The sequence below is a fragment of the Kitasatospora arboriphila genome, assembly GCF_039528095.1.
GTDB lineage: Bacteria > Actinomycetota > Actinomycetes > Streptomycetales > Streptomycetaceae > Kitasatospora > Kitasatospora arboriphila.
Map to the genome: position 1 here is coordinate 15,209 of NZ_BAAALD010000052.1, position 24,222 is coordinate 39,430.

The 24,222-nt window shown below is 73.3% G+C and carries 23 protein-coding genes; 16 read left to right on the top strand and 7 right to left on the bottom strand.

Annotation, left to right across the window (positions count from 1 at the left end; all coding sequences use genetic code 11):
• The first annotated feature begins 121 nt into the window (after positions 1-121).
• Positions 122-991, top strand: coding sequence for a mycothiol conjugate amidase Mca (mca, locus tag ABD353_RS24410; protein WP_344625802.1), 870 nt, complete (start codon positions 122-124; stop codon positions 989-991).
• A 61-nt stretch (positions 992-1,052) separates the two neighbouring features.
• Complete coding sequence (locus ABD353_RS24415; protein ID WP_263103864.1) at positions 1,053-1,244, top strand: hypothetical protein; 192 nt, start codon at positions 1,053-1,055, stop codon at positions 1,242-1,244.
• Here the strand turns inward: ABD353_RS24415 and ABD353_RS24420 are convergent, their stop codons facing one another.
• Positions 1,245-1,571, bottom strand: coding sequence for a hypothetical protein (locus ABD353_RS24420; RefSeq protein ID WP_344625803.1), 327 nt, complete (start codon positions 1,569-1,571; stop codon positions 1,245-1,247).
• Between the two features lie 46 nt (positions 1,572-1,617).
• On the opposite strand from ABD353_RS24420, the gene ABD353_RS24425 reads away from it, so the two are divergent.
• Both ABD353_RS24425 and ABD353_RS24430 read left to right on the top strand, forming a co-directional pair.
• A complete protein-coding gene (locus tag ABD353_RS24425; RefSeq protein WP_344625804.1) occupies positions 1,618-3,648 on the top strand; it encodes a thioredoxin domain-containing protein in 2,031 nt (676 codons plus the stop codon).
• 40 nt (positions 3,649-3,688) lie between these two features.
• Positions 3,689-4,552: a GNAT family N-acetyltransferase gene (locus ABD353_RS24430; RefSeq protein WP_344625805.1), complete on the top strand. Its 864-nt coding sequence runs from the start codon at positions 3,689-3,691 to the stop codon at positions 4,550-4,552.
• Positions 4,553-4,559: 7 nt separating this feature from the next.
• Here the strand turns inward: ABD353_RS24430 and ABD353_RS24435 are convergent, their stop codons facing one another.
• Positions 4,560-5,489: a hypothetical protein gene (locus ABD353_RS24435; protein ID WP_344625806.1), complete on the bottom strand. Its 930-nt coding sequence runs from the start codon at positions 5,487-5,489 to the stop codon at positions 4,560-4,562.
• 229 nt (positions 5,490-5,718) lie between these two features.
• Between ABD353_RS24435 and ABD353_RS24440 the strand changes: the two genes are divergently transcribed.
• The 3 genes from ABD353_RS24440 to ABD353_RS24450 all read left to right on the top strand — a co-directional run bounded on the left by ABD353_RS24440 (position 5,719) and on the right by ABD353_RS24450 (position 7,827).
• Positions 5,719-6,375, top strand: coding sequence for a papain-like cysteine protease family protein (locus ABD353_RS24440; protein WP_344625807.1), 657 nt, complete (start codon positions 5,719-5,721; stop codon positions 6,373-6,375).
• Positions 6,376-6,385: 10 nt separating this feature from the next.
• A complete protein-coding gene (locus tag ABD353_RS24445) occupies positions 6,386-7,213 on the top strand; it encodes a hypothetical protein (protein WP_344625808.1) in 828 nt (275 codons plus the stop codon).
• Positions 7,214-7,542: 329 nt separating this feature from the next.
• Positions 7,543-7,827: a hypothetical protein gene (locus ABD353_RS24450; protein WP_344625809.1), complete on the top strand. Its 285-nt coding sequence runs from the start codon at positions 7,543-7,545 to the stop codon at positions 7,825-7,827.
• Here ABD353_RS24450 and trhA read toward each other — a convergent pair.
• Positions 7,798-8,481 carry a PAQR family membrane homeostasis protein TrhA gene (trhA, locus tag ABD353_RS24455; protein ID WP_344625810.1) on the bottom strand — a complete coding sequence of 228 codons (684 nt, stop codon included), beginning with the start codon at positions 8,479-8,481 and terminating at the stop codon, positions 7,798-7,800. The two genes, ABD353_RS24450 and trhA, sit on opposite strands and share 30 nt — an antisense overlap.
• 273 nt (positions 8,482-8,754) lie before the next feature.
• Between trhA and ABD353_RS24460 the strand changes: the two genes are divergently transcribed.
• Positions 8,755-10,596 carry a phosphoenolpyruvate carboxykinase (GTP) gene (locus tag ABD353_RS24460; protein WP_344625811.1) on the top strand — a complete coding sequence of 614 codons (1,842 nt, stop codon included), beginning with the start codon at positions 8,755-8,757 and terminating at the stop codon, positions 10,594-10,596.
• 215 nt (positions 10,597-10,811) lie between these two features.
• On the opposite strand, the gene ABD353_RS24465 is transcribed toward ABD353_RS24460, so the two are convergent.
• Positions 10,812-12,026, bottom strand: coding sequence for a pyridoxal phosphate-dependent aminotransferase (locus tag ABD353_RS24465; protein WP_344625812.1), 1,215 nt, complete (start codon positions 12,024-12,026; stop codon positions 10,812-10,814).
• A gap of 111 nt (positions 12,027-12,137) precedes the next feature.
• On the opposite strand from ABD353_RS24465, the gene ABD353_RS24470 reads away from it, so the two are divergent.
• Positions 12,138-12,824, top strand: coding sequence for a prepilin peptidase (locus ABD353_RS24470; protein ID WP_344625813.1), 687 nt, complete (start codon positions 12,138-12,140; stop codon positions 12,822-12,824).
• A 130-nt stretch (positions 12,825-12,954) separates the two neighbouring features.
• On the opposite strand, the gene ABD353_RS24475 is transcribed toward ABD353_RS24470, so the two are convergent.
• Positions 12,955-14,547, bottom strand: coding sequence for a chitinase (locus tag ABD353_RS24475; protein ID WP_344625814.1), 1,593 nt, complete (start codon positions 14,545-14,547; stop codon positions 12,955-12,957).
• Positions 14,548-14,922: 375 nt separating this feature from the next.
• Between ABD353_RS24475 and ABD353_RS24480 the strand changes: the two genes are divergently transcribed.
• The 4 genes from ABD353_RS24480 to ABD353_RS24495 all read left to right on the top strand — a co-directional run bounded on the left by ABD353_RS24480 (position 14,923) and on the right by ABD353_RS24495 (position 20,092).
• On the top strand, positions 14,923-15,717 hold the full coding sequence (locus ABD353_RS24480; protein WP_344625815.1) for an isoprenyl transferase: 795 nt from the start codon (positions 14,923-14,925) through the stop codon (positions 15,715-15,717).
• 214 nt (positions 15,718-15,931) lie between these two features.
• A complete protein-coding gene (gene phoH2 / locus ABD353_RS24485) occupies positions 15,932-17,266 on the top strand; it encodes an RNA 5'-3' helicase PhoH2 (RefSeq protein ID WP_344625816.1) in 1,335 nt (444 codons plus the stop codon).
• 426 nt (positions 17,267-17,692) lie between these two features.
• The gene (locus ABD353_RS24490) at positions 17,693-18,376 is read left to right on the top strand and encodes an aggregation-promoting factor C-terminal-like domain-containing protein (protein WP_344625817.1); all 684 of its coding nucleotides are present in this window, start codon (positions 17,693-17,695) and stop codon (positions 18,374-18,376) included.
• A 375-nt stretch (positions 18,377-18,751) separates the two neighbouring features.
• Positions 18,752-20,092: an AI-2E family transporter gene (locus tag ABD353_RS24495; protein WP_425555236.1), complete on the top strand. Its 1,341-nt coding sequence runs from the start codon at positions 18,752-18,754 to the stop codon at positions 20,090-20,092.
• 119 nt (positions 20,093-20,211) lie between these two features.
• Here ABD353_RS24495 and ABD353_RS24500 read toward each other — a convergent pair whose 3' ends face one another.
• Together ABD353_RS24500 and ABD353_RS24505 are read right to left on the bottom strand one after the other, a co-directional pair.
• Entirely contained in the window at positions 20,212-20,748 is a 537-nt protein-coding gene (locus ABD353_RS24500) for an alkyl hydroperoxide reductase (protein ID WP_344625818.1), read from the bottom strand.
• Between the two features lie 3 nt (positions 20,749-20,751).
• Positions 20,752-21,303 (bottom strand): peroxiredoxin, encoded by a 552-nt coding sequence (locus ABD353_RS24505; RefSeq protein ID WP_030273601.1) that lies wholly within the window; start codon positions 21,301-21,303, stop codon positions 20,752-20,754.
• Positions 21,304-21,443: 140 nt separating this feature from the next.
• Here ABD353_RS24505 and ABD353_RS24510 point away from each other — a divergent pair, with 140 nt between their 5' ends.
• The 3 genes from ABD353_RS24510 to ABD353_RS24520 all read left to right on the top strand — a co-directional run bounded on the left by ABD353_RS24510 (position 21,444) and on the right by ABD353_RS24520 (position 24,205).
• On the top strand, positions 21,444-22,397 hold the full coding sequence (locus ABD353_RS24510) for a LysR substrate-binding domain-containing protein (protein ID WP_344625839.1): 954 nt from the start codon (positions 21,444-21,446) through the stop codon (positions 22,395-22,397).
• A gap of 87 nt (positions 22,398-22,484) precedes the next feature.
• Entirely contained in the window at positions 22,485-23,468 is a 984-nt protein-coding gene (locus tag ABD353_RS24515) for an AAA family ATPase (protein ID WP_344625819.1), read from the top strand.
• Positions 23,465-24,205: an HNH endonuclease gene (locus tag ABD353_RS24520; protein WP_344625820.1), complete on the top strand. Its 741-nt coding sequence runs from the start codon at positions 23,465-23,467 to the stop codon at positions 24,203-24,205. Before ABD353_RS24515 ends, ABD353_RS24520 begins: the two co-directional genes overlap by 4 nt.
• The last annotated feature ends 17 nt before the right edge of the window (positions 24,206-24,222 follow it).

The following is a 24,222-nucleotide window of genomic DNA, read 5'->3' on the forward strand; positions in this document are numbered from 1 at the left end:
TCGGGCTGGGGAGGGAATGGAGCGGCTCCTCAGTCCGTCACTATAGAAGGGGCACGTCCGCGCCGGAGGCGGCGGGGGAGCCGACCCGACGAACCGGACATACCTGGAAGGGAACCAGGCGTTGAGCGAGCAGTTGCGACTGATGGCGGTGCACGCGCACCCGGACGACGAGTCCAGCAAGGGCGCCGCCACCACGGCGATGTACGTCGCCCAGGGGGTGGACGTGCTGGTGGCCACCTGCACGGGTGGCGAGCGGGGGTCGATCCTCAACCCCAAGCTGCAGGGCGACGCCTGGGTCGAGGAGAACATCCACGAGGTGCGCCGCAAGGAGATGGACGCCGCCCGGGAGATCCTCGGCGTGCAGCAGGCCTGGCTGGGCTACGTCGACTCCGGGCTGCCCGAGGGCGACCCGCTGCCGCCGCTCCCCGAGGGCTGCTTCGCCCTGGAGGACGTGGACGCGGCGGCCGGCACCCTGGTGCGGCTGATCCGCGAGTTCCGCCCGCACGTGATCACCACGTACGACGAGAACGGCGGGTACCCGCACCCCGACCACATCATGACCCACAAGATCACCATGGTGGCCTTCGACGCCGCCGGCGACCCGGACGCCTACCCGGAGGCCGGCGAGCCCTGGCAGCCGCAGAAGCTGTACTACAACCACGGCTTCCCGATGGGCCGGATCCGCGCCCTGCACGCCTACCTCACCGACAACGGGCACGACTCCCCGTACGGCGAGTGGATCGCCGGCTGGGAGAAGAGCGGCCGCAAGGAGCGCGAGATCACCACCCGCGTGGTCTGCGACGACTACTTCGAGATCCGCGACAAGGCGCTGATCGCGCACGCCACCCAGATCGACCCCGACGGCCCCTGGTTCCGCGTCCCGCTGGACATCCAGCGCGAGGTGTGGCCCACCGAGGACTACGAGCTCGCCCGCTCGCACGTCGACACCGACCTGCCCGAGAACGACCTGTTCGCGGGCCTGCGCAAGTAGCGCGAACCCCCTGCACCACCCCGGTGGCCCGGCCCGTGTAGGGCCGGGCCACCATGGAGAGATGAGCACCCCCGTGAACCTCACCCACCTCGCCGCGGACCTCGCCCTCGACCAGAACAAGGTCACCCCGGGCCTGCTCGGCTTCGTCGTCTTCGCGGCCCTCGGCATCGCCACCTGGTTCCTGCTGAAGTCCATGAACAGCCGCTTCAAGAAGATCGACTTCGTCGAGGAGCCGGAGACCACCGAGGAGTAGTCACACCGGGAGCTGCCGCTCGCCGCCGTCGTCGAAGTACCGGTCGAGGTAGGCATCGGGCTCCAGCGGGCTGTCCCGCAGCAGCGAGAACACCTCCGCGCCCGGCCCGGGGACGTCCACCGCCTCGTAGCACTGCGCGAGCCCGGTGTACTCGACACCGGTGTCCTCGGCGTACCCGGCCGCCTCCGCCTCGGCCAGGGCGATCGCCCCGTCCGCCGAGGCCGCCCGCCAGAGGGTGATCCGCTCCTCGTAGGTACCGCGGCCCGTCCACCGGAACACGCACCGCACGCCGTACCAGCCACTGCTGCCGATCAGTTGTCGCTCCACGACGCGGCAGTGTGTCACCCGCGCGGGGATGCGCAAGGATGGGCCCATGCCGAACCGTCTCGCCGACGCGACCTCGCCGTACCTGCTCCAGCACGCCGACAACCCGGTCGACTGGTGGCCCTGGGGGCCCGAGGCCTTCGCCGAGGCGGAGCGACGCGGGGTGCCCGTCCTGCTGTCCGTCGGGTACGCGGCCTGCCACTGGTGCCACGTGATGGCGCACGAGTCCTTCGAGGACGAGGCGATCGCCGCCTACGCCAACGAGCACTTCGTGGCCGTCAAGGTCGACCGCGAGGAGCGGCCCGACGTCGACGCCGTCTACATGGAGGCCGTCCAGGCCGCCACCGGCCAGGGCGGCTGGCCCATGACGGTCTTCCTCACGCCGGACAAGGAGCCGTTCTACTTCGGCACCTACTTCCCGCCCGAGCCCCGGCACGGCATGCCCGGCTTCCGGCAGGTCCTGGAGGGCGTCACCGCCGCCTGGCGCGACCGCCGCGAGGAGGTCGGCGAGGTCGCCGGCCGGATCCGCGCCGAGCTGCAGGAGCGCGCCCGGGTCTACGGCGCCGGCGCCGGCGTGCTGCCCGCCCCCGGCGAGGCCGAACTGCACGCCGCCCTGCTCGAACTCGGCCGCGGCTTCGACGAACGCCGCGGCGGCTTCGGCGGCGCCCCCAAGTTCCCGCCGTCCATGACCGTCGAGTGGCTGCTGCGCCACCACGCCCGCACCGGCTCCGCCGCCGCCCTGGAGATGGCCGCGCGCACCTGCGACGCGATGTCCCGCGGCGGCCTGTACGACCAGCTCGGCGGCGGCTTCGCCCGCTACTCCGTGGACGCCGACTGGGTCGTGCCGCACTTCGAGAAGATGCTGTACGACAACGCCCTGCTGCTGCGCACCTACCTCCACCTGTGGCGCGCCACCGGTGACGCCCGCGCCCGCCGCACCGCACTGGACACCGCCGACTTCCTGCTCCGCGAACTGCGCACCCCCGAGGGCGGCTTCGCCTCCGCCCTGGACGCCGACTCGCCCGACCCGGTCACCGGCAAGCCCGCCGAGGGCGCCTACTACGCCTGGACCCCGGAGCAGCTCACCGCCGCCCTCGGCCCCGAGGACGCCGCCCTCGCCACCGGGATCTTCGAGGTCACCGGCACCTTCGAGCACGGCAGCTCCGTCCTCCAGCTGCTCACCGACCCCGAAGACCCCGAGACGTACGAGCGGATCCGCACCCGTCTCTTCGAGGCCCGCGCCGAGCGGCCCGCCCCCGCCCGCGACGACAAGGTCGTCGCCGCCTGGAACGGCCTCGCGATCGCCGCGCTCGCCGAGACCGGCGCCCTGCTGGAGCGCCCCGACCTCGTCGAGGCCGCCGAACGCGCCGCCGACCTGCTGCTCGCCGTCCACCTCACCGCCGACGGCCGGCTGCTGCGCACCTCCCGCGACGGCCGGGCCGGCGCCAACGCCGGCGTCCTGGAGGACTACGCCGACACCGCCGAGGGCTTCCTCGCCCTGTACGCCGTCACCGGCGAGGCCGAGTGGCTCGACCTCGCCGGCGGGCTCCTCGACACCGTCCTCGCCCACTTCACCGACGCCGCCTCCGGCGCCCTCTACGACACCGCCGACGACGCCGAGGAGCTGATCCGGCGTCCGCAGGACCCGACCGACAACGCCACCCCCTCCGGCTGGACGGCCGCCGCCGGCGCACTGCTCGGCTACGCCGCCTACACCGGCTCCGAGCGCCACCGCACCGCCGCCGAGCGGGCACTCGGCGTGGTCGGCGCGCTCGGCACCCGGGCCCCCCGGTTCATCGGCTGGGGGCTCGCCGTCGCCGAGGCCCTGCTCGACGGCCCGCGCGAGGTCGCCGTGGTCGGACCGGCCGGCGACCCCGCCACCGCCGAACTGCACCGCACCGCACTGCTCTCCACCGCCCCCGGCGCGGTCGTCGCGGTGGGCGAGGCGGGCAGCAAGGAGGTCCCGCTGCTGGCCGACCGCCCGCTGCTCGCCGGCCGTCCCGCCGCCTACGTCTGCCGGCACTTCAGCTGCGACGCCCCCACCGCCGACGCCGCCGAACTCGCGGAGCGCCTCGGCTAATTCGAATGCGCACGGGTCGCGGGCGGCGCCAGGATGGGGCATGACCTGGACCCTCACGAACGACCCCGCCGCCCTCCGTGCCGAAGCCGGCGCCTTCCTCGCCGCCCACCCGGCCGACAACACCGTGCTGCTCACCCTGCTGGACCGGATCGCCAAGCGCGGCCGGCACGCCTTCGGCGACGGTGAACCGGTGTTCGGCCACTGGCGGGCCGCGCCGGACGGCCCGGTCGCGGGCGTCTTCGCACAGACCCCGCCCTACCCGGTGCGGCTCGGCCGGATGCCGGCCGAGGCGGCCGCCGAGCTCGCCGGGGCCCTGCACGACCGCGGCGCGCGGGTGCCCGGGGTGGCCGGCGAGCGGGCGGCCGCGGCGGCGTTCGCCGAGGCCTGGCCGCCCGCTGCCGCAGGCGCCGTCCGCGCCGAGACCGCGGTGGACGAGCGGCTCTACCGGCTGGCCGGGCTGGAGGGGCCCTCACCGGTGCCCGCCGGCACCGCGCGGCCCGCCGGGCCCGCCGACCGGGAGCAGCTCGTCGAGTGGAGCGCCGCCTTCCTCGCCGAGATCGGCGAGAGCAACCCGGTCGACCACGGCGCCTACGTCGACGGCAGGCTCGCCGAGGGCGGCCTGCACGTGTGGGAGGACGGCGGCCGCCCGGTCTCCTTCGCCGGCGCCAGCCCGGTGATCGCCGGGATGTCCCGGATCGGCCCGGTCTTCACCCCCGTCGCCCTGCGCGGCCGCGGCTACGCCAGCGGGGTCGTCGCCGCCGCCTCTGCGCACGCCCTGGCGGCCGGCGCCGCCGAGGTGCTGCTCTACACCGACCTCGCCAACCCGGTCAGCAACTCGATCTACCAGAAGCTCGGCTACCGGCCGGTGGCCGACCACGTGACCTTCGACTTCGCGGCCGGCTGACGGGCGGTCAGTCCCAGTCCCAGCCGATGCCGAGCAGGCCGGGCGGCAGGCCGGTCGCCACCAGGTGCACGCTGTGGTGCCCGTCCAGGGTCAGCTCCTCCGACTCGTGCGGCCGCTCGCCCGGCGCCCGGACGGCGAAGCGGTGGCAGCGGACGGGCAGCGCGGCCGGGTCGAAGGTGACCTGCAGGACGTACTGGCCGGCACCGGCGTTGAAGCCGCGGACGTACTCGCAGCTCGGCGTCGGGGTCGGCGCGTCGTCGAAGCCGTAGCCGAGCAGGTGGGTGTCGCCGGTGCGCAGCCTGCGGTCCAGCAGCAGTTCGGCGACCAGCAGGCCGTGCTCCGGGTCGCGCCGGATCCGGCCCGGCCGGCAGTTCTCCTCGGCGCGCAGCACCACCCGCCCCGGGTCCGCGCCGGGATCGCCCTGGTGGATGGCGAGGTAGCGGTCGACGCCGTCGCGGTGGGCGCGCAGCGCGTGCTGGGAGTCCCGCCGGGCCAGCCGCCGGCGGGCGTCGATCCGGATCCGCTCGACGTGCACCACCGTGTGCAGCCCGGAGTCCTGCGGGCCGGAGACCGCGGCGATCAGCCCGTCCACGGCGCTGCGCGGCCGGATCAGGGCGCGGTACGGCAGGGTGGCCGGCGCGGCCGGCCCGGCCGGGGCCCGGCGGGGGCCGAGCAGCCGGGTCAGCGAGTGCTCCGGCAGGTCGAGCACCTCCTCCAGCACCGCCACGGCCCGCAGCGACTCCGGGCGTTCGGGCCGCCGCCTGCCCTGCTGCCAGTAACTGAGGCTGGTCACGCCGACCCGGACACCGCGCCGGGCGAGGCGCTCCTGCACCCGCTGCAGGGCCAGGCCGCGCGCGGCGATGGCGGTGCGCAGGGCGAGCGGGAACGGGCCGGTGCGGAGCGCGGCCGCGAGATCCGGCGGGACGGTCGGCTGCATGGCCACCTCCGGGGCTGGGGTGAATATTCACACCCCGTGCCCGCCGTGTCATCAGGTACGGACGTGGCGGGCGGGCCGCGTTCACATCCGGAGGGCGGGCGTTCACACCGCGGACGGCGCGGCCCGGCCGCGCGTTGACCGGCGCCGGACGGCGCCCGATGCTCTTCGCACCGCGTCCGGACGCGCACCCCCACACCTCTTCCTACGCCCCACCGCAGGAGGAACCCCCATGCCGTCAACTCCCGTGCCGCCGGCACCGGGACGCCTGCGCCGTGCGGTCGCCGCACTCGCGCTGGGCGTCCTGGCCCCGGCCCTCACCGCGGCCGCCGCCTCCCCGGCGCAGGCCGCCCCCGTCCGGACCCCCGTTCCCGCACCCGCAGCCCCGGCGCCCGCCGCCGGGCTGTCGGCGGCCCGCACCCTCGGCATCACCATGCAGCAACAGCAGCAGTCCAACTGGTGCTGGGCCGCGAGCGGCAACACCATCGCGACCTACTACGGCTACGGCTACAGCCAGAACCAGTTCTGCAACCTGGCCTTCGGCCGCGCCGTCGACTCCGCCTGCCCGAACGGCCAGGCCACCCTGGGCGACGTCCAGAACGCCCTGTGGCGGATCGGCATCAACCCCGGCCGCTACGTGAGCGGCACCCTCTCCTACGCCACCGTCCAGGGCGAGATCGACGCCGGGCGGCCGGTGGAGACCCGCATCCAGTGGTCCTCCGGCGGCGGCCACATGCACGTCCTCTACGGCTACGACGCCGCCGGCAGCTGGGTCTACTGGGGCGACCCCTGGCCGTCCAACCACCGCTACAACTGGGCGGACTACCGCTACTACACCGGCAACAGCAGCTTCGGCTGGACCCACTCCCTGTACCGGATCGGCGCGTGAGGAGCCAGCCATGACCGGATACCCGAGACACCTCACCGCGCTCGTCCTCGCCGGCTGCCTCGGCCTCGCCGCGGCGCCGCTCGCCGCGGCCGCGGACGCCGCCGCCCCGGCCCCGATCGCCCCGGCGGAGCTGGCCGCCGCCCGGTCCGCGGCCGCTGCCCCGGCCGCACTCGACCGGGTGGCCCTGTTCTTCGCCCGGGAGGGGCGCCCGGCCGGCGCGGCCGGACTCCCCGCGGCGGCCGAGGCGAAGGCCGCGACCGCCGCCGCACCCCGGCTGACCGGGGACGCGGTCGCCGTCTACGGCCTCAACGAGGGCTTCGTCGCGGGCGTCGCCGGCGCCCCGGTGGCCCGCGTGGAGTTCGTCGCCGGCCGGGCGGTCGCCGCGGACGGGCGGGCCGCCTCGGTCTGGACGATCCGCGACAGCGGCGGCTGGCGGGTGGTGGACATCGCCTCCGGCGGCGACGAGACCGACTACCCGGCGCAGGCCGCGGCCACCGGTGGCGGCACCGCCTTCCGGGAGCCGCAGATCGACGCCTGGTACGTGCTGCGCGGCGGCCGGGTGCTGCCGCTCGACGAGGACGCCCGGCGTTCGGTCGGCGCGGGCGGCACCACCCTCGCCGAGTACCGGAAGCTGGTGCAGCAGCGGTACGGCGGCCGGCTGCCGGGCTCGTCCTACGACCGGGCGGGCGCGGGCGGCGGCTGGGCGGACACCGCCGTGGCCGCCGGGCCGGGACGGCCGTCCGGGCGCGGACCGGCGGTGGCGGCGGGCGCAGCGCTCGCGGTCACCGTGCTGACGGGGGCGGGGCTGGCCGTCCGCAGGCGCGGCGCCCGGCGGTAGCCGGCCCGAGGGTGCGTCCCCAGGGGGGGGCCCCCCGGCCCCTGCCCCCCCCGGCCCGACCGGTCCTCGACCGGCCGGGCCGCCCGTCGGCGTGTCCGGGTGTCCGCCGGCTCGGGTGCCCGCCGCGCCGGGTGCCGGCCGTGCGGGCGTTCCGTGTGCGTGCCGCCCTTGTCGGCGGCCGTCGTGCGGATGTTTCGGAGGAGGAGCGTCCGGTCGGCACGAGGTGTTGCCGCAGTGTTGATCCGGAGTTCGCCTCCGGAGGTGCTGAGCATGTCACCGTAGGCGGGGAGGAGTATCTGACGATCTGTCACCTGGCGGGAGGCGAGGCGATGGCGCTGCGGAGTGCACGGTTCTGGGGTGCGGTGGTGGTGGTGTCGGCCGCGCTGGCCGTCGTCGTGGGCTACCTGGCCGGCGGGCCGCGGACGGTCTGGATGGTGGCCGCGGTGGAGACGCTGCTGGTGATGGCGCACGTCGGCCGGAGGTTCCGCGCGAAGGCGCACCCCCGGCCGACCGGCGAAGGGCCCGGCGCGGCGCACTGCGAGCGCTGCCGCCGGGCCCAGGAGCGTCTGGAGCTGCGGGCGTCCTCAGCCGGCCGCGCTGTACGCGACCAGTGAGACGCCGACGTACTGGACGATGAACGCGCCGAGGGTGAAGGCGTGGAAGACCTCGTGGAAGCCGAACCAGCGGGGTGAGGGGTTCGGCCGCTTCAGGCCGTAGACCACGCCGCCGAGGCTGTAGAGGCCGCCGCCGACGATCATCAGGGTGAGCACCGCGGCGCCGCCGGTGTGCAGGAAGTCCGGCAGGAAGAAGGCCGCGGCCCAGCCGAGCGCCAGGTAGACCGGGGTGTAGAGCCAGCGCGGCGCGCCGACCCAGAACACCCGGAAGGCGATGCCGAGCAGCGCTCCACCCCACACCGCCCAGAGCAGCAGCTGCTGCCGGGCGCCGTCCAGCAGCAGGATGGTGAACGGGGTGTAGGTGCCCGCGATGATCAGGAAGATGTTGGCGTGGTCGAGCCGGCGCAGGATCGCCTCGCCGCGCGGGCCCCAGGTGAAGCGGTGGTAGACCGCGCTCACCCCGAACAGCATCCAGGCGGTCACCGAGTAGATCGCGCACGCCGCCGTGGCGGCCGTCGAGTCGGCCAGGCAGATCAGGACGATCCCGGCCGCCACCGAGGCGGGGAACATGCCGGCGTGGAGCCAGCCGCGCCACTTGGGCTTCAGGGCTTCGCCGGCGGCGGCGAGGTCCACAGTGAGGTCCGCAGCAGTCATGCGCAGCATCTTACGGAACCGTAGGTTACTGCCAAGTAGTCAGTGGCGATCATCACTTTTGGACATTCTGGAGTGTTACCCACGTCTCAGTGCCGGTCCCGGTGCGGCCGAATCCGACCCCCGGTGCCCATTCTCTTGGACATTTCGTAGTAGGGATGTCGGAACGTACTACGAAGTGCACCAAACCGGGGTGGTGTCCGGGGCTACCGTGTAACCACCCTCAAACCCCCGCGATGCCGTCTCCTGGCCGAGATGGTGTGAAACGGAGCGAACGTGTCGCCTCTGAAGTCTGCGCTCGCCGAGTCCGCGCCCACCCGCCACCAGCAGCTGCTGGACTGGGTCGCCGAGATCGCCGAGCTGACCCAGCCCGACCGCATCGAATGGTGCGACGGATCGGAGGAGGAGTACCACCGCCTCGCCGAGCTGCTGGTCGCCCAGGGCACCTTCAAGAAGCTCGACGACGAGAAGCGTCCCAACTCCTTCTACGCCGCCTCCGACCCGACCGACGTCGCCCGCGTCGAGGACCGCACGTACATCTGCTCCGAGAAGGAGCAGGACGCCGGTCCGACCAACAACTGGAAGGCCCCCGCCGAGATGCGGGAGGTCTTCGCGGGCGAGAACGGCCTCTTCCGCGGCTCGATGAAGGGCCGCACGATGTACGTCGTGCCCTTCTCCATGGGCCCGGTCGGCTCCCCGCTGGCCGCGTACGGCGTCGAGATCACCGACTCCGCCTACGTCGCCGTCTCCATGCGCGTGATGACCCGCATGGGCAAGGCCGTGATCGACCAGCTCGGCGAGGACGGCGAGTTCGTCAAGGCCGTGCACACCGTCGGCGCCCCGCTCGCCGAGGGCGAGGCCGACGTGGCCTGGCCGTGCAACTCCACCAAGTACATCTCGCACTTCCCGGAGACCCGCGAGATCTGGTCCTTCGGCTCCGGCTACGGCGGCAACGCCCTGCTCGGCAAGAAGTGCTACGCGCTGCGCATCGCCTCCACCATGGCCCGCGACGAGGGCTGGCTGGCCGAGCACATGCTCGTCCTGAAGCTCACCCCGCCGGCCGGCCCCACGGGCAAGGCGGAGCCGAAGTACATCGCGGCGGCCTTCCCGTCCGCCTGCGGCAAGACCAACCTCGCCATGCTCCAGCCCACCATCCCGGGCTGGAAGGTCGAGACGATCGGCGACGACATCGCCTGGATGCGCTTCGGCGCCGACGGCCGCCTCTACGCCATCAACCCCGAGGCCGGCTTCTTCGGCGTCGCCCCCGGCACCGGCGTGGACACCAACGCCAACGCCATCGACACCCTCTGGGGCAACACCGTCTTCACCAACGTCGCGCTCACCGACGACGGCGACGTGTGGTGGGAGGGCCTCACCGAGCAGCCCCCGGCGCACCTGACCGACTGGCGCGGCAACGACTGGACCCCGGAGTCCGGCACCCCCGCCGCCCACCCGAACGCCCGGTTCGCCGTCCCGGCCGCGCAGTGCCCGACGATCGCCCCCGAGTGGGAGGACCAGGCCGGCGTCCCGATCTCGGCCATCCTCTTCGGCGGCCGCCGCGCCACCGCCGTCCCGCTGGTCACCGAGTCCTTCGACTGGCAGCACGGCGTCTTCCTCGGCGCCAACATCGCCTCCGAGAAGACCGCCGCCCAGGAGGGCACCGTCGGCGAGCTGCGCCGCGACCCGTTCGCGATGCTGCCGTTCTGCGGCTACAACATGGGTGACTACTTCGCCCACTGGCTGAAGATCGGCGCCGAGGCCGACGCCTCGAAGCTCCCGAAGATCTACTACGTCAACTGGTTCCGCAAGAACAGCGACGGCAAGTTCATCTGGCCGGGCTTCGGCGAGAACAGCCGCGTGCTCAAGTGGATCGTGGAGCGCCTGGAGGGCACCGGCAAGGGCGTCGAGACCGCGATCGGCGTGCTGCCCGAGGTCGAGGGCTTCGACCTCACCGGCCTCGACATCCCGCAGTCCGACCTCGACCTGCTGTTCTCCGTGGACGCCGACATCTGGCGCCAGGAGGCCGCGCTGGTCCCGTCCCACCTGGAGATGTTCGGCGAGCACACGCCGAGCGAGCTCTGGGACGAGTACCGCGCGCTGGTGAAGCGCCTGGGCTGACGCCCGGGTTTGAGGGAGCGCCGCCCCTCCTCCTCACCGGGGGGCGGCGCTGCTCGAACGCTTCGCTCTGACGGGCAGGGCACAAGGGGCGCGGGGAACCGCGCAACACGGGATCGGTACACCTCTCGGGTGCGGGCACTTGTGCTCGGCCCGTCCCTCGAGGTGGTCCGATCCCTCGTTGCGCGGTTCCCCGCGCCCCTGTGGTTCGCCCCGGGCTACGGCTGGGCGTAGCCGCTCAGGAACTCGCCGATGCGGGTGACGGCGTCGGCGATGTCCTCCGGGCGGGGCAGGGTGACCAGCCGGAAGTGGTCCGGGTCGGGCCAGTTGAAGCCGGTGCCCTGGACGACCAGGATGCGCTGGGACCGCAGCAGGTCCAGCACCATCTGCGCGTCGTCCTTGATCTTGTACACCTGCGGGTCCAGCCGCGGGAACGCGTACAGCGCGCCCTTCGGCTTCACGCAGCTGATGCCCGGGATCTCGTTCAGCAGCCGGTACGCGGTGTCCCGGGACTCCAGCAGCCGGCCGCCCGGCAGCACCAGGTCCTTGATCGACTGTCGGCCGCCGAGCGCCGCGGCCACCGCGTGCTGCGCCGGCATGTTGGCGCACAGCCGCATCGAGGCGAGCACGGTGAGCCCCTCGATGTAGCTGGCGGCCCGGTGCCGGTCGCCGGAGAGCACCATCCAGCCGGAGCGGAAGCCCGCGACCCGGTAGGACTTGGACATGCCGTTGAAGGTGACGCAGAAGAGGTCCGGCGCGAGCGTGGCCAGCGGCACGTGCTCGGCGTCGTCGTAGAGGATCTTGTCGTAGATCTCGTCCGCGTAGACCACCAGCCTGTTCCGGCGGGCGATCTCGATGATCCCCTCCAGCACCTCGCGCGGGTAGACCGCACCGGTGGGGTTGTTCGGGTTGATCACCACGATGGCCCGCGTCCGGTCGGTGACCTTGGCCTCGATGTCGGCGAGGTCCGGGTACCACTCGGACTGCTCGTCGCAGCGGTAGTGCACGGCGGTGCCGCCGGCCAGCGAGACGGACGCCGTCCACAGCGGGTAGTCCGGGGCGGGGACGAGCACCTCGTCGCCGTCGTCGAGCAGCGCGGTCATCGCCAGCTGGATCAGCTCGGAGACGCCGTTGCCGAGGAAGACGTCCTCGACCGAGAGGCCGTGCAGGCCGCGCTCCTCGTAGTGCATCACGACGGCCCGGCGGGCGGAGAGCAGGCCCTTGGAGTCGCCGTAGCCGTGCGCGGAGGAGAGGTTCTTCAGGATGTCCTGCAGGATCTCCGGCGGCGCCTCGAAGCCGAAGGCGGCGGGATTGCCGGTGTTCAGCTTGAGGATGCGATGGCCCTGGTCCTCCAGCCGCATCGCCTCGTCGAGCACCGGGCCACGGATGTCGTAGCAGACATTGGCGAGCTTGCTGGACTGGATGACCTGCATGCCTGCCTACTTTACGGCGCCGTTACGGGGATCATCACGTGTTCCACGCCACAGACCGCACCGGCTGCGCGAGGATCGCGCCAGGATCGGGAGGACCGACGAGGGGGCGGGATGATCGGGCCATGGGCCGGTGCGCTGCTCGGGCTGGCCGCCGCGCCGCTGCTGCGCGCCGTCGCGGTGCGCCACGCGGTGCCGTACGGGGAGCCGTTGCGGCAGTGCTGTCCGGCGGGCAGGTGGGGGAGGTGGCCGACCGGCCGCTGTGCGGGCTGCGGCGAGGCGGCGGCCGGGCCGCGGCCGGGCGCGGTGGAGGCGGTGGCGGTCGCCGTCGGGGCCGCGCTGGGCACGGCGGCGGACGCCGGCAGCGCCCCGCTGTTCTGCTGGGTGGGCCTGTTCGGGGTGGTGCTCGGCTTCGTCGACGCGGCGGTGCTGCGGCTGCCGGACGCACTGACCCTGCCGCTGTTCGCCGGGACGGCGGTGCTGCTGCCGCTCGCCGACCACCGGCCGGCGGTGCTGCTGCGCTGCCTGCTGGCGGCCGCCGCGCTCGGCCTGCTGTACGGCGGGCTCGCCCTGCTGCTGCCGATCGGCCTCGGCGACGCCAAGCTGGCGCCGAGCCTCGGCGCGGTGCTCGGCCTGTACGGCTGGGGCGCGGTGGCCGGCGGGGTCTTCGCCGCCTTCCTGCTCGGCGGGGTCTGGGGGGCCGTCCTGCTGCTGACCCGGCGGGCCGGCCGCGGGGACGCCCTGCCGTTCGGGCCGCCGCTGCTGGCCGGGGCCCTGCTCGCGGTGCTGGCCGCGGCCTGACGGCCCGTCCGCGTCCGGCGCGCCGGGCCGGGCCCGGACATGGGCGGAGCCCGCCGTACCCCAGCAGTACGGCGGGCTCCTGAGCGACGCGCCGGCCCCCACCCTCAGGAGGCGGCGCGCCCCGTGCGGGTTACGGCATCGCGTGGGCGTGGGCGCCCACGTTGGTGGAGAAGTCGTTGCCGTTCTTGAGGTCCCAGTTGGTGGACCAGGTCATCGCGCCGCGGATGGTCGGCCACTTCGCCGGCGGGACGAAGCTGCCGCAGTGGGTGCCGGTGGCGAGGCAGTCCAGCGCGTTGTTGACCACGGTGGAGTTGACGTAGCCGCCGCCCGCCGCCTGGCTGGACGCCGGGACGCCGATGCCGACCTGGTCGGGCCGCAGGCCGCCCTGGATGTGGGTGCAGACCTGGGCGGTGATGAAGTCGACCGTGCCCTGGGTGTAGACCTTGCCGTCGCAGCCGTTCATGCCGCCCGAGTTGTAGAACTGGGTGTTGACGACGGTCAGGATGTCCTTGGTGTTGAGCGCCAGCTGGAAGTAGGCACCGGCGGTGCTGTACATCCCGATGGTCTCCGGGGCCATGGTCAGGACGAAGTTCGCGCCGACCTTGGACTGCAGGGTGTGCAGCGCCTGCGACATGTACGTCGGGTCGACGCCGTTCTCCAGGTCGATGTCGACGCCGTCGAAGCCGTACTGCTGGACCAGCGCGTAGGCGGTGTTGGCGAAGTTGGCCGCCGCGGAGGCGTTGGCCACGCTGATCGCGCCGTTCTGGCCGCCGACCGAGAGGACGACGCGCTTGCCGGCCGCGTGCTTGGCGGCGATGTCCGCCTTGAAGTCGGCGTCGGTGTAGCCGCCGAGCTTGGACGAGAGCGCCGGGTCCAGGGTGAAGCTGATCGCGCCGGGCGTGCCCGTCGCGTCGGCGAAGGAGACCGCGATGACGTCGTACGCGCTCTGCACGTCGCGCAGCTTCTGCACCGGCGCGCCGTTGTCGAAGTTCTGCCAGTAGCCGGTCAGCACGTGCTTGGGCAGGTTGCCGTTGGGCGGCGTCGGCGAGGAGGTCGGGCTCGACGTCGGGCTGGAGGTCGGCGAGCTCGTCGGCGAGGAGGTCGGGGACGAGGTCGGCGAGGACGTCGGCGAGGCGGAGGTGCTCGGCTTCGCGGAGGTCGGGGTGCTGGTCGGGGTGGCGGTGCCGCCCGGGCCGGTCAGCGTGATGTCGTCCGCGTTGTAGGCGCCCTGGCCGTACCAGCCGTGCACGTAGAGCGTGATGCTGTTGGTGCTCGCGCCGGTGGTGAAGGTGGTGGACAGCTGGTTCCAGCTGCTCTGGTTGGACCAGGTCGAGGGGTCGGTCGAGCCGGTGCCGCGGGCGCCCAGGTAGACGTACGGGCCCTGCACGAAGCCGGCCAGGGTGTAGCTGGTGTTCGGCAGCACGCTGACGGTCTGGGTGCACTCGGCGGTGTCGGCGCTGCTCGGCGCGGCGGTCAGCGCGTAGGAGCCGGCGTGCACCGGGGAGGAGGCGGCGCTCGCGGTGCCGGTGCAGGTCCAGCCGGACAGGTTGCCGGCCTCGAAACCGCCGTTGGTGACCAGGTTGCCGACGGCGGCGCCGGCCCCGCCGGCGGTCAGCGCCAGGCCGGCGCCGGCCAGGGCGAGGGCCGTGGTGCCGGCGGCGACTGCGGCCGGGAGCTTGGAGCGGCGCCGCCGGTGGGACGGCTGCGCGAGGTGACGGGCCATGGGCGGGCTCCTGGAAGGAAGGAAGGAGGGGAGCCGCCGCGGTGGGGGGCGCGGCGGCTCCGCGTGGGGGAGGGACGGCTGGGGCCGCGGAGGTACGGGAAGGGCTCCGGTGTGCCCTCGCTCACAAGCTGGACTAGACCAATGCCGGGCGTCAAGAAGCGGACGGCGGCTTTACGCCGTCTTACGGCTGGCTTAAGGAAGCGGAGACCGGATCGTGTCCGAGCGGCCCGTTCCGCCCCGGGACGCTCCCGGGGCGAAGCCGTGACCCCATCGGTACCTGCGGCTTTACCTCCACGCACACCGCCGGAGTAGGCTGCGCCAGGTATTCCGCACCAGGTGGGCGAGCGGCGAACCAGCACGGAGGGGCCGAGGAACATGGGTCTGCGCGATGTCGTCGAGCGCACGCCGGGTCTGCGCACCCTGCTGGACAACGCCTACCGGCTGTACGGCCGGCGGGTCGAGGTCCACCTCGACAACACCCCCCGCCACATCGGCGTGATCCTCGACGGCAACCGCCGCTGGGCGAAGGCCACCGGCGGCACCACCGCCCAGGGCCACCAGCGCGGCGCCGACAAGATCGCCGAGTTCCTCGGCTGGTGCGACGAGACCCACGTCAAGGTCGTCACCCTGTGGATGCTCTCCACCGACAACCTCTCCCGGCCCGCCGAGGAGCTCGTCCCGCTGCTCGGCATCATCGAGGACGCCGTCCGCGGCCTCGCCGAGGCCCGCCGCTGGCGGATCAACCCGGTCGGCGCGCTCGACCTGCTGCCCCCGCGCACCTCCCAGGTGCTCAAGGAGGCGGCCCACGACACCGCCCACATCGAGGGCGTCACCGTCAACGTCGCGATCGGCTACGGCGGCCGCCGCGAGATCGCCGACGCCGTCCGCTCGCTGCTCCAGGAGCACGCCGACCGCGGCACCTCGATCGAGCAGCTCGCCGAGATCCTCGACGTCGAGCACATCGCCGAGCACCTCTACACCAAGGGCCAGCCCGACCCCGACCTGGTCATCCGCACCTCGGGCGAGCAGCGGCTCTCCGGCTTCCTGCTCTGGCAGAGCGCCCACAGCGAGTTCTACTTCTGCGAGGCGTACTGGCCGGCCTTCCGCAAGGTCGACTTCCTGCGGGCGCTGCGCGACTTCCAGCTGCGCAACCGCCGCATGGGCCTCTGAGCCCCCCGACCGGACGGCGCTGACGCCGGGTCAAACGAAATACCCGCAGGCCACGACCCCAAAACGTGCTCCTGTTGTGACCCCCGAGTTCACGCCCGGGGGTATGCAGGGGCCACCACCGGGGCATATACCGGTCAGACCGGTACCCCGGCCACAGGGGTCGCGGGGACCGGTGAGCCGCGGGTGACGCTGGGTCATCCGCTCTGGAGGCCTAGTGGTCAGTTCCAAGAGCCGCCGGACACCAGACCGGCGCACGTACGTTCTCGACACCAGCGTGCTCCTGGCGGACCCGCTCGCCATGAGCCGCTTCGAGGAGCACGAGGTCGTCCTGCCGGTGGTCGTGGTCACCGAGCTGGAGGCCAAGCGGCACCACCCGGAGCTGGGCTACTTCGCCCGCCAGGCGCTGCGCCTCCTCGACGACTACCGGATCCGCCACGGCCGGCTCGACGAGCCGATCCCGGTCGGCGAGCTCGGCGGCACCATCCGGGTCGAGCTGAACCACTCCGACCCGTCGATCCTGCCGGCCGGCTACCGTGCGGGCGGCGGTGAGGCGGACACCCGCATCCTGGCGGTCGCCCGGAACCTGCAGGCCGAGGGGTACGACGTCACCGTCGTCTCCAAGGACCTCCCGCTGCGGATCAAGGCCAGCTCGGTCGGCCTGCTCGCCGAGGAGTACCGGGCCGAGCTCGCGATCACCTCCGGGTGGACGGGCATGACGGAGCTGCACATCCCCGGCGACCAGGTCGACGCGCTCTTCGGCGCGCCGCACGACGCCGGGGTGGACGTCGACGGCGCCGCCGAACTGCCGGTGCACACCGGACTCGTCCTGCAGTCGGAGCGCGGCCGGGCGCTGGGCCGGGTCACCCACGACGGGCGGGTGCGCCTGGTCCGCGGCGACCGCGAGGCGTTCGGCCTGCGCGGCCGCAGCGCCGAGCAGCGGGTGGCCCTCGACCTGCTGCTCGACCCCGAGGTCGGCATCGTCTCGATGGGCGGCCGGGCCGGCACCGGCAAGTCGGCGCTGGCGCTGTGCGCCGGCCTGGAGGCCGTGCTGGAGCGCCGGCAGCACCGCAAGGTGATGGTGTTCCGCCCGCTGTACGCGGTCGGCGGCCAGGAGCTCGGCTACCTGCCGGGCAGCGAGGCCGAGAAGATGGGCCCGTGGGCGCAGGCCGTCTTCGACACCCTCTCCGCGGTCACCACCCCGGACGTGATCGAGGAGGTCATCTCCCGCGGGATGCTGGAGGTCCTGCCGCTCACCCACATCCGCGGCCGGTCGCTGCACGACGCCTTCGTGATCGTGGACGAGGCGCAGTCGCTGGAGCGGAACGTCCTGCTGACGGTGCTGTCCCGGATCGGCCAGGGCTCGCGGGTGGTCCTCACCCACGACGTCGCCCAGCGCGACAACCTGCGGGTCGGCCGGTACGACGGCGTGGTCGCGGTGGTCGAGAAGCTGAAGGGGCATCCGCTGTTCGCCCACATCACGCTGACCCGCTCCGAGCGCTCGCCGATCGCCGCCCTGGTCACCGAGATGCTGGAGGACATCCAGCCGTAGGAACGGCAGTGACAAAAGCGGACAAATCAGTATGAATGACCGTCAAGGGGCCTGCCGCATACCGGCAGGCCCCTCGATCTGTCACCGGGTCCGACGGGTCGTCGACGACCTTTCGGGCAAACGCCCAGCTCGCGAAGATTGTGAGATCCGCCACGCAACCGGGAATTGCGTAGACACGTCCCGGTGCGGCATGGTGAGGGTTCTGTCAGGCCCCGCGTACGGCAGAATCACGCCCGGCAACTCCGGTCGGCGGGCACACAACTGAACACCGATGAGTCGTACGCCGCCCGTTCACCACGCCGTTCCGAGCCCGCTCGGCCCGGCAGTCGGGCCAGTGTCTCCCGTGACCAGCACCGACGGAGGCGAGCGGCAAGGGGCATGTTGCGTCCGTACGGTCACGCGCGGTCGCCGCCGGAAGGAAACCATGTGACTCGGATCTCGGTCCGGGGAGTTGCTGTGGCCTCCGCCACCGCCGTCACCGCTGTCGGTGCGGTCGTGGGCGCGGCCTCGGGCAGCGAGGGCACGACCACGCAGACGGTCGACGTCGCGAGCGCCACGCTGCTCGCCGATGTGCCCTCCGGCGCCCAGGCGCAGACCATCAGCGACAACTTCGCCCGCCAGGCGAGCGCCCAGCAGGTGTCCGCCGACGCGGCCGCCAAGAAGGCCGCCGAGGAGGCCGCGCGCCAGAAGGCCGCCGCCGACGCGCAGGCCAAGGCCGACGCGGAGAAGGCCGCCAAGGCCGCCGAAGAGGCGAAGCGCAAGGCCGACGAAGAGGCCGCCAACCGTGCCGCCGCGCGGACCGCCCTCGCCGCGGTCCCGGCCGGCTCGGTCCAGGCGATGGCCGCCCAGATCATCGGCGACGCCAACCAGTTCTCCTGCTTCAGCGAGATCGTGAAGCGCGAGAGCGGCTGGGACTACACCGCCACCAACGCGTCCTCCGGCGCGTACGGCCTGGTGCAGGCCCTGCCGGGCTCCAAGATGGCCTCGGCCGGCGCCGACTGGAAGACCAACCCGGCGACCCAGATCAAGTGGGGCCTCAACTACATGAACAGCCGCTACGGCAGTCCCTGTGACGCCTGGTCGTTCTGGCAGTCCCACCACTGGTACTGATCCTGCCGCCACAGCTGTGCGTCGAAGGCCCCCGACCGCTCCGGTCGGGGGCCTTCCGCATGCCGGGAACCCTCCGCGGGGCGCGGCCCCGAGGGCGGGCCGCGCCGCCCGGGCGGCGCTGACCAGGGCGCTCACGGGCGGTGCGGCTCGATGCGGACGCGGGGCGCCGGAGCGGGTCCTGGACCTCCGGCACCGGCCGGTCCGCCGGCAGTTGGTCCTGTGTTCGGAGTCCTCCCCGATCGAGGACGACCGAAACCATCCGTTTCACGTTGATTCGTCACCTTCTCCCCGGTGGAAGGGCACCGGGGCGGAGGGACCGCGGGCACCCCGGGCGGGTACCGTCTGGCGGACAGGAAGAACGGGGAGGGCGCGGACGTGGCAGCGGACAGAGCCGACGGGACGCGGGACCGCAGGATGCTCAAGGCGCTCGCCAGGACGGGCGCCGTCGCCGCCGGCGTGTGGGCCGCGCTGGAGCGCCGCCGCCGGGCGGCCGCCCAGGCCGACGCCTTCGCCGCCGCAGACGCCGAGGACGGCCCGGCAGACCGGCTCCCGCCGCCGCGGCGGGCCGAACCCGAGCGGCTGCCCCCCGTCCACCGCGAGGTCCACAACCCCGGCCGCCCGGCCACCCCGGTCGAGGCGGTGCCGTGGGGCCTGCGGGTGGCCGCCGAGTCCACCTGGCGGCTGCTGCTGCTCGGCGTCGCCCTCTACGTGCTGTTCCGGGTCGTCGACATGCTGCGGCTGGTCGCCTTCGCCGTGCTCGCGGCGCTGCTGATCTCCGCCCTGCTGGAACCGACCGTCTCCTGGCTGAAGCGCCTCGGCGTCCCCCGCTCGCTGGCCGCCGCCGGCACCTTCCTCAGCGGCCTCGCCGGCATCGGCCTGGTCGGCTGGTTCGTGGTCTGGCAGGTGACGAGCAACCTGGAGTCCGTCACCGGCAAGGTCCAGGACGGTGTCAACCAGCTCCGCGAGTGGCTGGTGACCGGCCCGCTGCACCTGACGCAGCAGCAGATCAACGACTTCGCCCGGCAGATCTCCACCGCCATCGGCAGCAACTCCGAGCAGATCACCTCGGCCGGCTTCACCGGCGTGACCATCGCCGTCGAGGTGCTCACCGGCGTCGTCCTCGCCGCCTTCACCACGTTCTTCCTGCTGTACGACGGCGCCCGGATCTGGTCCTGGGCGCTGCGCTGCCTGCCCCGGCACTCCCGCTACGCGATGGCCGGCGCCGGCCCCAAAGCCTGGGCCACCCTCACCGCCTACGTGCGCGGGACGGTCTTCGTCGCCTTCATCGACGCGCTCTGCATCGGCATCGGCATCCAGCTGCTCGGTGTGCCGATGGCCATGCCGCTGGCCGTGATCATCTTCCTGGGCGCCTTCGTGCCACTGGTCGGCGCCCTGGTCACCGGCACCATCGCGGTGCTGATCGCCCTGGTGACCGTGGGCCCGTTCACCGCACTGATGGTGCTGGTGGTGCTGGTCGCCGTCCAGCAGATCGAGGGGCACCTGCTGCAGCCGCTGATCCTCGGCCGCGCGGTGGCCGTCCACCCGCTGGCCGTGGTGCTGGGCGTGGCCGCGGGCTCGATCGTCGGCGGCATCGGCGGCGCCATCGTGGCCGTCCCGCTGATCGCGGTGACCAACACCGTCGTCTCCCACCTCCGCCGCCGCAACGCCGCCGGCCTGGAGGTCTTCGAAGCCCTGGAGAACGCCCGCCAGAAGTAGGGGGCCGAACGCCCGGGAGACGCACAAGGGGCGCGGGGAACTGCGCGCGGCGGGAGAGGCTGGGCTCAGCCGTCTTCCGTTCCGCGCAGTTCTCCGCGCCCCTGTTCCGTGCCGGTGCGTCAGATGGACGCGATCGCGGCCTCGGAGTCGAGGGTGGCGGCGACCGCCTGGATCACCGAAGCGATCTTGATCGACGCCTGGATCACCTCGCGCTCGACACCGGCCTTCTTGAGGACGGCCTCGTGCGAGTCCAGGCACTGGCCGCAGCCGTTGATCGCGGAGACCGCGAAGCACCACAGCTCGAAGTCGGCCTTCTCGACGCCCGGGGTGCCGATGATGTTCATCCGCAGGCCGGCCCGCATGCTGCCGTACTCCTTGTCGGAGAGCAGGTGCAGCGTCCGGTAGTAGACGTTGTTCATGCCCATCACGGCGGCGGCGCCCTTGGCGGCGTTGTACGCCTCCGGCTTGAGGTTCGCCTTCGCCTCGGGCTCCAGCTCGCGCAGCACGGCGGGGGAGCGGGTGGCCATCGCGCAGGCCAGCACGGTGCCCCAGAGCTGCTGCTCGGGCAGGTCCGAGTTGCCGATGACCGCGCTCAGGTTGAGCTTGAGGTCCTTGGCGTACTCGGGCAGGGCCGCCTTGAGGTCGTCGAGGGCCATGGGTCAGCCCGCCAGGAGGGCCTGGGCGTCGAGGGTGTCCTCGCCCTTGGTCCAGTTGCAGGGGCACAGCTCGTCGGTCTGCAGCGCGTCGAGCACCCGCAGGACCTCCTTGGGGTTACGGCCGACGGAGCCGGCGGTCACCATGACGAACTGGATCTCGTTGTTCGGGTCGACGATGAACACCGCGCGCTGGGCGGTGCCGTCGGCGGCCTCGACGCCGCAGGCGCGCATCAGGTCGTGCTTGACGTCGGCCAGCATCGGGAACGGCAGGTCGCGCAGGTCCTTGTGGTCCTTGCGCCAGGCGTGGTGCACGAACTCGGAGTCGCCGGAGACGCCCAGGACCTGCGCGTCGCGGTCGGCGAACTCCTCGTTCAGCTTGCCGAACGCGGCGATCTCGGTCGGGCAGACGAAGGTGAAGTCCATCGGCCAGAAGAAGACGATCTTCCACTTGCCCTCGTAGGTCTTGTGGTTGATCTCGGCGAAGGCGTTCGCGGCGTCGAGGTCGACACAGGCGTTGAGTTCGAACTCGGGGAACTTGTCACCGATCGTGAGCACGTTCGCTTCTCCTGGTTTGAGATATGAGGGAAAGTGCCCGAATTGCCTATGGTTCGACGTATTCGGACGTCGTCCACCCTCGCACACCACGGACTGATCGGGGAAATAGCTAGAATCGTCGCATCTGATCGGAGAGAGCTATCAGTACTGCCCAGCACCACAGCAAGCCCCGCACCCCCAGCGTCGCCCAGCTGCGCGCCTTCGTCGCCGTCGCCGAGCACCGGCACTTCCGCGAGGCCGCCGCCGCCACCGGAACCAGCCAGCCCGCCCTGTCCGGCGCCGTCGCCGCCCTGGAGGACGCCCTCGGCGCCCAGCTCGTCGAGCGTACGACGCGCCGCGTCATCATCACCCCGCTGGGCGAGCGCGTCGCCGAGCACGCGCGCCGCGTCCTCGGCTCGCTGCACTCCCTCACCGAGGCGGTCGAGGCCGCCCGCCGCCCCTTCACCGGGCCGCTCCACCTCGGCGTGATCCCCACCGTCGCCCCGTACCTGCTGCCCACCGTGCTGCGGCTGGTCCGCGACAGCTACCCCGAGCTGGAACTGCACGTCCACGAGGAGCGCACCCCCTCGCTGCTCGACGGGCTCGCCGCCGGGCGGCTCGACGTCCTGCTGCTCGCCCTGCCCGCCGGCGGCGCCGCGCCCACCCGGGACATCCCGCTCTTCGACGAGGACTTCGTCCTGGTCACCCCGCCCGGGCACGAGCTCGCCGACCGCACCGACGTCCCGCGGGACGTCCTGCTCGACCTCGACGTGCTGCTGCTCGAGGAGGGCCACTGCCTGCGCGACCAGGCCCTCGACATCTGCCGCGAGGTCGGCGCCGACACCGCCGCCGGCACCACCCGGATCGCCGGGCTCTCCACCCTCGTCCAACTGGTCGCCGGCGGACTCGGCACCACCCTGCTGCCGGTCACCGCCCTCGACGTCGAGGCCGGCCGCTCGGACCGGCTCGCCGCCGCCCGCTTCGCCGCCCCCGCCCCCGGCCGCCGGATCGGCCTCGCCACCCGCCCCGGCTCCGCCCGCACCGACGAGTACGACCGGTTCGCCGCCGCCCTCAGGAACGTCCTGCGCGACCTCCCCGTCCGCATCGTCGAGTAGCTCCTCCGTCGACGCACCGCCGTCGGCATCGCGGCACGCCGCGTTGGGCATACCTCCCTCGAAGATCCGAACGAAGGGGGTGGGCGCGTGTACGTGTCGCGGATCAGGGTGACCGGCCTCGGGTGCTTCGACGGCCCGCGCACGGCCGACCTCGCCGTCGACCCCGGCCCCGGCTGGACCGTCCTCGCCGGGCCGAACGGCTCCGGCAAGACCACCCTGCTGCAGGCCCTCGCCCGGACCCTCGGCGCCCCCGGCAGCCCGGAGCCCGCCGGCGGCACCCCCGGCACCGTCGACCTGCCCGGCCTCGGCCGGTGGGACGGCAGCGGCGAACCGGCCCGCCACGGCCGCACCCGCGCCCACCACCTCGGCGCCGACCGCACCCCGCCCACCGCCCTCACCGCGGCCGCCGCCGCCCTGCTCGCGGAAGGGCTGCTCCCCGACGGCTGGCGCATCACCGACCCCGGCCGCGCCCTGGTCGCACCGCCGGACGGACCCGCCCGGCCGCTCACCGCACTCGGCAGCGGCACCGCCGCCCTCGCGGCGATCGTCTGCACCCTCGCCGGGGACGCCCGCACCGAGGCCGCGAACGGCACGACCACCGTGCCGCGCCCCGGCATCGCGCTGATCGACGACGTCGACCTCCACCTGCACCCCGTCCGGCAGCAGCAGATCGGCGGCTGGCTCACCACCCGCTTCCCGCAGACGCAGTTCCTGGTCGCCACGCACAGCCCGTACGTCTGCCAGGCCGCCGACCCCGGCACCCTCGTCCGCCTCGCCGCGCCCGGCACCGACGAGGCGCCCCGCGTCCTCGACGAGGACCTGCACCAGCGCGTCCTGTACGGCAGCGGCGACGACACCGCGCTCTCCGAACTCTTCGGCCTGCCCAGCGCCTACTCCGCCGCCGCCGAGGCCGAGCGCCGCCTGCTGATCCGGCTGGAGCGCAAGCTCTACAGCGGCCGCGCCACCAGCGCCGAACTCGACGCCTACCGGCGCCTCGGCGCCAAGCTCAACAGCTCCCTCGGCGCCCGCGCGGACGAACTCGCCGCCCGGCTGCTGGGCGACCAGCCGTGATCCCGCTGCAGCGGCCGCCGCTCGCCCCCGCCCTCGCCGCCGAACTGGCCCGCCGCACCGCCGCCATCCGCACCGCCGGCCCGACCACCGCGGCCGGCCGCGCCGCCTGGCGCACCGCCCGCCAGCCCAAGGCCCAACTCCGCCTGATGCTCCGCCGGATGGCGCCCGGCCTGGAACGCTGCATGTACTGCGGGGACAACCTCGGCACCGACATCGACCACTTCGAGCCGATCGCCCGCGACCCGCTGCGGACCTTCGACTGGCAGAACCACCTGCTCGCCTGCGCCCACTGCAACAGCAACCAGAAGCGCGACCGGTTCCCCTGCGACCCCGTCACCGGCGAGCACCTGCTGGTCGACCCGGCCCGCGAGGACCCGGCCGAACACCTGGTGCTGTACCTGGAGTCCGGCGCCTACGACCCGCTCACCGCCAAGGGCGAGGCCACCATCGACGTCTTCGGCCTGAACGCCCGCCCCGAGCTCGTCCGCGGCCGCCGGATGATGTTCACCGTGGTCAAGTCGCTGCTCACCGCCTGGCGCACCGCCGGTGCCGCGGGCCGCACCGCCGAGCAGCGCGAGTACCTGGACTCCCTGCGGCTGCTGCACCACGCCGACGTGCTCCGCACCGTCCTCGCCCTGCGCCGCACCCCGCCGCTGGCCGACGCCGTCCTCGGCCCCGACCTGGCCGCCACCCTCGGCGAACTCGTCCGCACCCACCCGGAGTTCGAACGTCCCTGAACCGCCCGCCGGCCCAG